11 protein-coding genes are annotated in these 10,795 nt (G+C 71.8%); 10 read left to right on the forward strand and 1 reads right to left on the reverse strand.

All coding sequences use genetic code 11. The features are described from left to right. Positions 1-25 precede the first annotated feature (25 nt). The gene (locus EGX94_RS12770) at positions 26-1,309 is read right to left on the reverse strand and encodes a DUF349 domain-containing protein (RefSeq protein ID WP_043122077.1); all 1,284 of its coding nucleotides are present in this window, start codon (positions 1,307-1,309) and stop codon (positions 26-28) included. Between EGX94_RS12770 and EGX94_RS12775 the strand changes: the two genes are divergently transcribed. The 10 genes from EGX94_RS12775 to EGX94_RS12820 all read left to right on the forward strand — a co-directional run bounded on the left by EGX94_RS12775 (position 1,281) and on the right by EGX94_RS12820 (position 10,695). After that, positions 1,281-1,985 carry an MBL fold metallo-hydrolase gene (locus EGX94_RS12775; protein WP_226906030.1) on the forward strand — a complete coding sequence of 235 codons (705 nt, stop codon included), beginning with the start codon at positions 1,281-1,283 and terminating at the stop codon, positions 1,983-1,985. The two genes, EGX94_RS12770 and EGX94_RS12775, sit on opposite strands and share 29 nt — an antisense overlap. After that, complete coding sequence (gene hisS / locus EGX94_RS12780) at positions 1,985-3,316, forward strand: histidine--tRNA ligase (protein WP_021797917.1); 1,332 nt, start codon at positions 1,985-1,987, stop codon at positions 3,314-3,316. Before EGX94_RS12775 ends, hisS begins: the two co-directional genes overlap by 1 nt. 6 nt (positions 3,317-3,322) lie before the next feature. Then, entirely contained in the window at positions 3,323-4,099 is a 777-nt protein-coding gene (gene budA / locus EGX94_RS12785) for an acetolactate decarboxylase (protein WP_021797922.1), read from the forward strand. A 138-nt stretch (positions 4,100-4,237) separates the two neighbouring features. Beyond that, a complete protein-coding gene (locus EGX94_RS12790; RefSeq protein ID WP_021797915.1) occupies positions 4,238-5,305 on the forward strand; it encodes a glycosyltransferase in 1,068 nt (355 codons plus the stop codon). A gap of 98 nt (positions 5,306-5,403) precedes the next feature. Then, the gene (gene aspS, locus EGX94_RS12795; RefSeq protein WP_021797921.1) at positions 5,404-7,206 is read left to right on the forward strand and encodes an aspartate--tRNA ligase; all 1,803 of its coding nucleotides are present in this window, start codon (positions 5,404-5,406) and stop codon (positions 7,204-7,206) included. A 516-nt stretch (positions 7,207-7,722) separates the two neighbouring features. Continuing rightward, positions 7,723-7,932, forward strand: a complete 210-nt coding sequence (locus EGX94_RS12800) for an antitoxin VbhA family protein (protein ID WP_043122087.1) — start codon at positions 7,723-7,725, stop codon at positions 7,930-7,932. Positions 7,933-8,044: 112 nt separating this feature from the next. After that, positions 8,045-8,554, forward strand: a complete 510-nt coding sequence (locus tag EGX94_RS12805; protein ID WP_226906031.1) for a Fic/DOC family protein — start codon at positions 8,045-8,047, stop codon at positions 8,552-8,554. 129 nt (positions 8,555-8,683) lie between these two features. Continuing rightward, complete coding sequence (locus EGX94_RS12810; RefSeq protein ID WP_021797912.1) at positions 8,684-8,911, forward strand: hypothetical protein; 228 nt, start codon at positions 8,684-8,686, stop codon at positions 8,909-8,911. After that, the gene (locus tag EGX94_RS12815) at positions 8,898-9,200 is read left to right on the forward strand and encodes a hypothetical protein (RefSeq protein ID WP_123826393.1); all 303 of its coding nucleotides are present in this window, start codon (positions 8,898-8,900) and stop codon (positions 9,198-9,200) included. Before EGX94_RS12810 ends, EGX94_RS12815 begins: the two co-directional genes overlap by 14 nt. A 58-nt stretch (positions 9,201-9,258) precedes the next feature. Beyond that, positions 9,259-10,695, forward strand: coding sequence for a replication-associated recombination protein A (locus EGX94_RS12820; RefSeq protein ID WP_051245286.1), 1,437 nt, complete (start codon positions 9,259-9,261; stop codon positions 10,693-10,695). Positions 10,696-10,795 lie beyond the last annotated feature (100 nt).

Consider the following 10,795-nt stretch of genomic DNA (forward strand, 5'->3'; position numbering starts at 1 on the left):
CGTCCCGGGGCCCCTGCGCGCGGCCTCAGGCGCTGAACTCGTCGAGCGTCTTCTGGGCCTGGTCCAGCCAGCCCCGGTAGGTGCTGATCGAGTCGCGCAACTGGCCTGCTTCCCGCGTGTCGTCGCGCGCCTCGGCGGCCTCGGCCTGGGCGGTCAGCTTGTCGATCTGCGAGGTGAGCATGGCCACCGTGTCGGCGGCCCGTTCGCGGGCCTGCGGGTCGGTGCGCCTCCACTCGGCCTCCTCGGCCTGCTTGACGGCCTGCTCCAGGGCCCGGACCCGACCGTCGACGGCGCGGATGGCCTCGCGCGGCACCTTGCCGTGGGCGTTGAAGCGCTCGAGGAAGGCCCGCAGCTGGTGGCGGGCCCGCTCGACGTCGGTGACCGGCAGGATCGTCCGCTCCGCCTCGTCGAGCAGGGCCTGCTTGGCGGCGAGGTTCTCCTCGAACTCGGCGTCCTGCTTGCGGAAGACCTCGTTGCGGGCGTCGAAGAAGACGTCCTGGAGTCCCCGGAAGCGCTTCCACAGCTCGTCGTCGACCTCGCGCGGGGCGGGGCCGGCGGCCTTCCACTGGGTCATGAGCTCGCGGAAGGCATGGGCGGTGGGGCCCCAGTCGGTGCTCGTCGAGAGCCTCTCGGCCTCGGCGATGATCCGCTCCTTGGTCCGGCGGGCCGCCTCGCGGTGCTCGGCCTGCTGCGCGAACTGGGCCTTGCGGCGGCGGGTGTAGGTGGTGCGGGCCGAGCTGAAGCGGTGCCACAGCTCGTCGTCGGTGGTCCGGTCAATGCGGGGGAGCGCCTTCCACTGCTCGAGCAGGGCGCGGAAGCGGTTGACGCCGCCGCGCCAGTCATTGCCGGCGGCCAGACGCTCGGCCTCGGCCACCATCTCCTCCTTCGCCGCCCTCGTCTCCTCGTGCTGGCGGGCGCGGGCCTCGCGGCGCTCGGCGGCCTTCGTCTCGAGAACGGGGGCCACTCCGTCGAGGCTGGCGGCCAGGGCGTCGAGGTCGCCCACGGCGTTCGCCTCGAGGATGTTCGTGCGCAGAGTCCTGATCTGCCTGCGGGCCTCGTCGGGACTCACCGAGCCGGAGACGATGCGCTGCCTGAGCAGGTTCACCTCGGTGCTCAGCGCCTCGTAGCGGCGCACGAAGAAGGCCATGGCCTCGTCGGGGCTGACGTCGGGGACTTGACCGACGCGGCGCTCACCGGCGGAGGTGATCACGTAGACGGTCCCATCGGCGTCGACGCGACCGTGATTCGTCGGGCTCGGTGTTTCGCTCATGCTCTTTATCTTGCCCGATAGGCTGGCGCTTGTGTTCATCGCCTACTTCGTGGCCGGCCCGCTGCAGAACAACTGCTATCTCCTCGCGCCGGACGGGGGCGACCGGGGGATCGTCATCGACGCGCCGCTGGGCGCGAGCGAGACGGTCGAGCGCGCCCTGGCCGAGCACGGCCTCGGCCTGGCGGGCGTCCTGCTCACCCACGGTCACATCGACCACTGCGCCGAGGCGGCCCGTCTCGCCGACGCCCACGACGCCCCCGTCCTCGTCTCGGCGGCCGACCGGGTGCTGCTCACCAGGCCCGAGCTGGCGCTCTCGACGGAGCTCGCCGCCCAGCTCGTGGCCCTGCTGCCCGGGCCGCCGGCCGAGCCCCGCCGCGTCGAGCTCTACGACCCGTCCCGGCCGTTGAGCATCGGCGGGCTCCGCCTCACGGTGCTGCCGGCGCCCGGCCACACGCCCGGTTCGGTGCTGCTGCGCACCAGCACGGGGGACGATGAGGTCGCGTTCACCGGCGACGTCCTCTTCGCCGGTAGCATCGGACGCACGGACCTCCCCGCCGGTGACGATCCCGCGATGCGCGCGAGCCTGCGCGACGTCGTCCGCGAGCTGCCGGCCCGGGTCCAGGTGCTGCCGGGCCACGGCCCGTTCAGCACGATGGCCGACGAACTGGCCACCAATCCGTATCTGACCGATGCCTACGTGGAGGCGCTGAGCTGATGGCACGTCCCAAGCCGCTGTCCGGATTCCCCGAGTTCCTGCCCGACGAGCGGATCGTCGAGCAGACCGTTCTCGACACCCTGCGCGAGACCTTCGAGCTCCACGGGTTCGGCAACATCGAGACCCGGGCCGTCGAGCCGCTCGCGCAGCTGTCCCGCAAGGGGGAGATCACCAAGGAGGTCTACGTCGTGCGCCGGCTCCACGCCGACGAGGCCGACCAGGACGAGCTGGGCCTGCACTTCGACCTCACCGTGCCGCTGGCCCGCTGGGTGCTCGAGCACTCCGGCGCGCTCCAGTTCCCCTTCCGCCGCTACCAGATCCAGAAGGTCTGGCGCGGCGAGCGCCCCCAGGAGGGCCGCTACCGGGAGTTCACCCAGGCCGACATCGACATCATCGGTCGCGGCGAGCTGGCCGCCCACCACGATGTCGAGGTCCCCCTCGTCATGCTCGAGGCCCTCGAACGGCTCCACGAGCGCATCGGCCTGCCGCCGGTGCTCATGCACGTCAACAACCGCAAGCTGTCCGAGGGCTTCTACCGCGGCCTGGGCGTGACGGACACGCCGGGCGTCCTGCAGATCGTCGACAAGTACGACAGGATCGGCGCGCAGGCCACCGCGCAGCTGCTCGTCGACGAGCTCGGCCTCGACGCCGGGGTCGCCGAGCGGTGCGTGGAGCTGGCCACGATCCGCAGCGACGACACGGGCTTCGTCGACCGGGTCCGCGCCCTGGGCGTCGCCGACGAGCTGCTCGACGAGGGCCTGGCCGAGCTCGTCACCCTCCTCGAGGAGGCCAACCGGCGCGTCCCCGGGCGCCTCTGCGCCGATCTGTCGATCGCCCGCGGCATGGACTACTACACCGGCTGCGTCTACGAGACCGAGCTCGTCGGCTTCGAGTCGATGGGCTCCATCAGCTCCGGGGGCCGCTACGACTCCCTCGCCTCCGACGGGCGCAACAGCCACCCGGGCGTCGGCATCTCGCTGGGCGTCACCCGTCTGCTCGGGCCCCTGCTGGCCCGCGGGCAGTTCGTCGTCTCGCGCCCCGTGCCCACCTGCGTGCTCGTGGCCGTCGACAGCGAGGAGACCCGCGACCGGGCCCTCGACGTGGCGGCCGTCCTACGCGTGCGCGGCATCCCCACCGAGGTCGCCCCGAGGGCCGACAAGTACGGCAAGCAGATCCGTTACGCGGACCGGCGCGGCATCCCGTTCGTCTGGTTCGGGCCGCGCGTCGGCGAGATCAAGGACATCCGCTCCGGCGACCAGCAGCCGGCCGATGCGGCCGACTGGACGCCGGAGGAGGTCGACCTGCATCCGCGCGTGCTGCCCGCGGAGTGAGCGACGATGAGCGGCGAACGAAGCGCCCAGCGCCGTCTGGTGCGCCACGAGGTCTTCCAGACGAGCCTCATGAGCGCCCTGCTCGACGGCGTCTACGAGGGCGAGATGACCCTGGCCGAGCTGCTCGGCCACGGCAACTTCGGCATCGGCACCTTCGAGGCGCTCGACGGCGAGATGATCATCACCGACTCCGTGCCGTGGCGCATGCGGGTCGACGGTGCCGTCGAGCGGGCCGGGCTCCAGGACCGCACCCCCTTCGCGACGGTCACGAACTTCGTGCCCGACGTGAGTCACGAGATCACCGGGCCGACCACCCGCGCCGAGCTCCACGGGATCATCGACCGCCTCATGATCTCGACGAACTACCTGTACGCGCTGCGCATCAGCGGCGACTTCGAATGGGTGAGCACCCGCACCGTCGAGCGCCAGGAGCGCCCCTGGCGCCCCATGGCGGAGACCACCGCCACCGAGCGGGTCGTGCGTCACGAGCGGACGAGCGGGGTCATGGCGGGCTTCCGCACCCCGCTGTTCGAGCAGGGCATCAACGTGGCGGGCTGCCACGTGCACTTCATCGACGACGCCCGCAGCCGCGGCGGGCACGTCATGGACTTCGTCATCGCCGGGGGACTGGTCGAGGTCTGCCTCGGCACCGATCTGCGGGTGGCGCTGCCGCTCACCGACTCGTTCGCCGGGGCCGACCTGACGCCCGCCGACCTGGACGCCCAGGTGCGGGCGGCCGAGACCCACGAGCGCCCCCGGGGGGCCGCTGGCAGCCGCTCGTGATCGGCCCTACAGTGGGTCTGTCCCCGCACCGCCGACAACGGGTGCCGCGGTGCGCCGGAGCAGTCGGCGGCCGCCCTGCCGGGCGCGCCGCCATCCACGAGGCCCGCAGGGCCCATCGCAGCAACGGAGTGCAGAACAATGACGATCGCCATCAAGTACGGCTCACTGGTCGACGAGCCGCTGGTCGACGATGACGGGAACTTCGCCATCAAGGGCAGCGGCGGCGCCCTCGTCGAGCGGCTGCTCAAGATCTTCCCGGGGTCCTGCCTGGTCGGTTACCAGGACCAGCGGGCCAACGGCTTCGAGATCAAGCGCGTCACCAGCCTCGACCCGGTCTCCGACCTCGTCATCAACCTCGACGTCATGGACAGCGTCGGCACCTTCCAGGTGCTGCACCGCAACGGCGCCGAGCCGAAGATCATGAACCTCCAGTGGCTGCCGCCGCGCCATTACCACCACCGGGTCAACTTCGCCGCCCTCGGCCTGAGCTACGCGCTCTTCCCGACGCTGTGCGCCGGCGAGCGCACCGCCAGCGAGGTCACCGAGCTGTGCCACCGCTGGGGGAGCCCCGCCATCCGCGAGCGGGCCCCGATCTCGTGGTTCTACCCCGGCGTCCACGACGACCTCGTCCAGGCGCACCGGGTCGCCGAGGTGCCCACCGTGCTCTACCCGACGATCCACGTCTCGGACGACAAGCAGCCCAAGGTCTTCATGTCGATCGTCTCGCAGGTCGCCGGCCGCATGAAGCTGCGCATGGAGGCCTGCCTGTCCGAGCGGGAGCTCGTCTCGATGGCCGCCATGCGCATGAGCTCGCACTCGTGGACCCATGTCGGCCCCGTCTTCGGCCGCCGCGAGAACTACTGGGAGTCCCTGGCCGGCATGACCGCCTTCCTGTCGACCGCCCGCGAGGAGGCCTACTCGCTGGAGTACCTGGAGGCGCTGCTGGCCGGCGTCATCGGCGTCCTGCCGCGCCGCGAGTGGGTCAAGGGCGTCGTGCCGGACGCCTACCCGTACCTGTACGGCTCCGAGGAGGAGGCCGCCGACATGCTCGAGGAGGTGCTGCGCGACCCGCAGGGCGCCCAGGCGAGGATCGACGAGGCCTCCGGCGGCTCCATCCACGACTGGATCCTCACCCACCACGCCCGCGCCGCCGGCAACAAGGCCATCTACGAGAAGGCCCGGGACTGGTTCCCCGAGGTCTTCTGAGGCAACCGCCCGCCGCGTCGACGGCCCAGGGGGCATCCGTGGAAAAATGTCCCCTGGCCGCCGTACCGTCCATGCGGCGGCGCAGAAGGGAAGACATCGTGATCCGAACCCGTGGGGCGGGCAGTCTGCGCGCATCCGACGAAGGCAAGACCGTCACCCTGACCGGCTGGGTCGCCCACCGTCGCGATCACGGCGGCGTGGCGTTCATCGACCTGCGCGACGCCAGCGGCACCGCCCAGGTCGTCGTCCGTGACGAGGTGCTGGCGAACTCGGGGGCGCACGACCTGCGCAACGAGTTCTGCATCGCCGTGACCGGGGTCGTCGAGCACCGGCCCGAGGGCAACGAGAACCCCGAGATGCCCACCGGCGAGATCGAGGTCAACATCAGCGAGCTCGACGTCCTCAACCCCTCGGCGCCGCTGCCGTTCCCGCTCGACGGGCACTCCACCGTCGGCGAGGACGCCCGGCTGCGCTACCGCTACCTCGACCTGCGCCGCCCCCGCATGCACGACGCCCTCGTGCTGCGCTCGCGGGTGAGCCGGGCCGCGCGCGAGGTGCTCGCCGAGCACGACTTCGTCGAGATCGAGACCCCGACCCTCACCCGCTCGACGCCGGAGGGCGCCCGCGACTTCCTCGTGCCGGCGCGCCTGGCGCCGGGCTCCTGGTACGCCCTGCCGCAGAGCCCCCAGCTGTTCAAGCAGCTGCTCATGGTGGCCGGCATGGAGCGCTACTACCAGATCGCCCGCTGCTACCGCGACGAGGACTTCCGGGCCGACCGCCAGCCCGAGTTCACCCAGCTCGACATCGAGATGAGCTTCGTCGACCAGGACGACGTCATCGCCCTCGGCGAGGAGGTCATGGCGGCCTGCTGGCGGCTCATCGGCCACGAGATGACCCGCCCGCTGCCGCGCATCACCTGGCACGAGGCCATGGACCGCTACGGCTCCGACAAGCCCGATCTGCGCTTCGACCAGCAGCTCACCGAGGTCACCGGGTTCTTCGCCGACACGCCGTTCCGGGTCTTCCAGGCCCCCTACGTCGGCGCCGTCGTCATGCCCGGGGGGGCCTCGCTGCCGCGCCGCCAGTTCGACGCCTGGCAGGACTGGGCCCGCCAGCGCGGCGCCAAGGGCCTCGCCTACATCACGATCGCCGACGACGGCACCCCCGGCGGGCCGGTCGCCAAGAACATCTCCGAGCACGAGAAGGCCGGCGTCGCCGGGCTCGTCGGCGCGAAACCCGGCGACGCGATCTTCTTCGCCGCCGGCGAGCGCACCGCCTCCCAGGAGCTGCTCGGGGCCGCCCGCCTGGAGATCGGGCGGCGCTGCGGGCTGTACGACCCGTCCGACTGGGCATTCTGCTGGGTCGTCGACGCGCCGCTGTTCAAGCCCGCCGCCGAGGCCCGCGCCGAGGGCGACGTGGCCGTCGGCGCCGGCGCCTGGACGGCCGTCCACCACGCCTTCACGAGTCCGAGGCCCGAGTGCCTGGACACCTTCGACACCGACCCCGGCCGGGCGCTGGCCTACGCCTACGACTTCGTGTGCAACGGCAATGAGGTGGGCGGCGGCTCGATCCGTATCCACCGCCGCGACGTCCAGGAGCGCGTCTTCAAGGTCATGGGCCTGTCGCCGGAGGAGGCGCAGCGCAAGTTCGGCTTCCTGCTCGACGCCTTCCGGTTCGGCGCCCCGCCGCACGGCGGCATCGCCTTCGGCTGGGACCGCCTCGTCATGCTGCTCGGCGGCTTCGAGTCGATCCGCGACGTCATCGCCTTCCCGAAGACCGGCAACGGCTACGACCCGCTCACCGGCGCCCCGGCGCCGATCACCGCGGCCCAGCGCCGGGAGGCCGGCGTCGACCACAGGCCCGAGCAGGAGAAGGGCGCGAAGGCGGCCGACGGGGGCTGAGGCCGTCGGCGCTGATCGGCGACGCGAGGAGAAGACGCCTCGGGCATGCGTCCGGGGCACTGGTCCTCGCCCGGTACGCGCGCCACCAGGCGCTGCACCAGCAGTTCAAGGAGGCCGACGCGCTCTGGGAGGAGGCGGCCGGTGACGCCTGCCTCGCCCAGCGGTGGACGGATGCGCAGACCCGGGTCCTCAGCCGCCGTTCCTTCCGACTGAAGTGGAATCTCCTCGCAGCCGACGAACTGCTCCAGGTCGAGATCGCGCTGGGGGAGATGGGGCCGTCCGAGCCGCTCCTGCCCGAGGCCGGTGGGGCGTACGAAACGGGCGTGTCGCGCTCTCACCGCGATCACGGTGCGGCGGCCCGGAAACGGTCGTTCCTGACCAGCCCACAGCGTCGGCATGCCGGCGCCGGCCGACTACGAGGTTCGGCCGACCAAGACTCTGGCCAGAACCGAACCGGTCAAAACCAGTGGTCCCAGACGTTTTCGCACTAGACTGGCGCACGAGAGGGAGGCGATGATGACCGCGACCGTCAAGACCACGGCCGAGCTGATCCGTGAGGAGAGGGCTTGGAACGTCGCCCAGGCGCGGCACAGCGTGGAGATGGAAGGCCTGTCGGTGACGCCCGCCGGACTCCAGGACGCCCAGGAGTACATCGACGGTCACATCGACTCCGACGAGCTGGTCGCTCGCGCACGCGCCCGCTATGGCCTTGACAAGCAGTCGTGACCCGTACGTGGACCCCGGGACCGGTGTCCTGCGGAACCTGGCCGGGGCGAGGACTCGCGCCGAGCTCCATGAAGTCGAGGGTGACCTTTCGTTCGCCCGTTTGATACAGCTCTTGGACCACCCGCCGAAGCCGACCGGCGACCTCGACGAGCTGCGCGCGATCCATCGTGTCCTGTTCCAGGACGTCTACGAGTGGGCCGGCCAGCTGCGGACGATCGACATGCGCAAGATCGCCGCGGCAGGCGAGAGGCCGACCGAGCCGTTCATGCCGGTGAGCATGATCCAGCGTGCCGCCGACCACGCAGCGGCCGAGCTGCGCGCCGACAACAATCTCCGCGCGATGGGCCGGGACCAGTTCATCGAGCGCCTGGCCCACCACTACGACCAGGTCAACTACCTGCACCCGTTCCGCGAGGGCAACGGCAGGACCCAGCGAGTGTTCTGGAGCCGGGTCGCTCGCGACGCGGGCTGGCAGCTCGACTGGCGCACCGTTCAGGGCGCGGTGAACGATCACGCCTCCAGGGCCGCGATCGAGGAACGCGATCTCGGGCCGCTCCGCGACATGTTCGACCAGGTCGTCACCGGTGAAGCGCCCACGCAGGCCCGCAGGGACACCGCGTAGAAGAAGATCGAACGCGCACACCTGGCCTTCCACGAGCCGGCACGACAAGAGCCGCCGGCGCCGGAGAAGTCCCACCGCCCGTCCCTGAGACAGAGACCGGGCATGGGCCCGGAGATGTGAGGGGCTGCCGTGGAGATCTTCGATGTTGAGCAGCGGTGGCCGGATCTGTTCGCCGGCCTCGACCAGGAGCAGCGCCGCGTCGTGGTCCGAGTGCTCGCCGCCGGCTGGCACGAGGGCTTCTACCCGACCCGCCGCGAGACGAGGAACGTCGTCGACTTGGCCGCCGGCCGGATCGGCATCGACGAGTACGTGGCCCGCTCTCTCGACCCGGAAGGGGCCTGGCATGGTGTTCAGTGAGGCGTGGCGCGGGTACTTCTACCAGGCACCTGACCTAGACCTCGGTTTCCTCGCCGGGCAGGGCCGGGCCTCCCGTTCGCTCGCCGGCATCATCTGGGCAAGACATCCCTGCCCTTCCCACCTCGGTGCTCGCTTGGCCGCCGATCCCGATCCGCGGGTACGCCGCGCCCTCGCTGAGAAGTTGGCGAGGACCGACCCCACTTCCGAGCAGAGAGATGCCCGGAAGATACTCGCGAACGATCCGGCCCACAGTGTCCGCACGGCCCTGCTGGCGTCCGACGCACCGTGAGTGCCTGCTCCCGGCCCGGGCGCACAGGCTCTTCGATGGCCCCGACGCGCTTCGCCCCATGGTCCGCCGTCTGTCCGCGCCCGGCGCTATCGTTCACCTCGTGAGCGAGGACCTGTTCGGGACGGTGATGCCCGCCGCAGAGCCGCACGGCCGCGGCGGCTCGCTCGGCGACGCCGCCAGCCCCGACGCGCCGCTGGCCGTGCGCATGCGCCCCCGCACCCTCGACGAGATCGTCGGGCAGAGGCAGCTGCTGGCCCCCGGCTCCCCGCTGCGCCGCCTCGCCGAGGGCACCGCCTCGATGAGCGTCTTCCTGTGGGGCCCGCCCGGCGTCGGCAAGACGACGATCGCCTCGGTCGTCTCGCACGCCACGAACCGCCGCTTCGTCGAGATCTCCGCAGTCACCGCCGGCGTCAAGGACGTGCGCCGCGAACTCGACACCGCCCGCGCCGAGCTGGCCCACGGCCGGCCCACCGTGCTCTTCGTCGACGAGGTGCACCGCTTCAGCAGGGCCCAGCAGGACGTCCTGCTGCCGGCCGTCGAGAACCGCATCGTCACGCTCATCGCCGCGACCACCGAGAACCCCTCCTTCTCGGTGATCCCGCCGCTGCTCTCGCGCTCGCTGCTCCTCACCCTCGAGCCGCTGTCGCCCGAGGACATCAACGAGCTCGTCGACCGGGCCCTGGCCGACGAGCGGGGCCTGCGCACCCCCGACGGCGGGCCCTACACGATCACCGACACCGCCCGCGCCGACCTGCTGCGCCTGAGCGGCGGGGACGCCCGCCGCGTCCTCACCTATCTCGAGGAGGCCGCCGCCGGCGCCACCGCGGGGGAGAGCGCCGAGATCTCCTCGGCCGTCCTGGCCGCCTCCGTCGACCGCGCCGCCGTGCGCTACGACCGGGACGGCGACCAGCACTACGACGTCATCAGCGCCTTCATCAAGTCGGTGCGCGGCTCCGACCCGGACGCCGCCCTGCACTGGCTGGCCCGCATGATCGAGGCCGGTGAGGACCCCCGCTTCATCGCGCGCCGCCTCATCGTCCTGGCGAGCGAGGACATCGGCATGGCCGCCCCGAGCGTGCTCCAGACCGCCGTCGCGGCGGCGCAGGCGGTGCAGCTCATCGGCATGCCCGAGGCCCGCATCAACCTCGCCCAGGCAACCATCGCCGCCGCCACCGCTCCGAAGTCGAACGCCGTCATCGTCGCGATCGACAGGGCCCTCGCCGATGTGCGGGCCGGCCGGGTCGGGCCGGTCCCGGCGCACCTGCGCGACGCCCACTACGCGGCGGCCGCCGACCACGGCCACGGCGTCGGCTACCGCTACGCCCACGACTGGCCGCACGCCGTGGCGCCTCAGCAGTACCTTCCCGACGAGCTCGTCGGCACCCACTACTACGAGCCCACCGACCACGGCAACGAGGAGGCGATCGCCGCGCGCCTGGAGACGATCCGGCGCCTCCTCGCCCCCGGCGCCGACGGCCCGGACGAGCCGCGCTGAGGGCCGGCCTGCGCGACACGCCTCGCGGCAAGGCCCGTTCAGCGCCCCGCGGTAGTCTTGGCCGCGGCCTCGTGCACCACGGGGCGTCACCCCCGAGGGA

It is taken from the genome of Propionibacterium acidifaciens, assembly GCF_003798325.1.
Lineage (GTDB): Bacteria > Actinomycetota > Actinomycetes > Propionibacteriales > Propionibacteriaceae > Propionibacterium > Propionibacterium acidifaciens.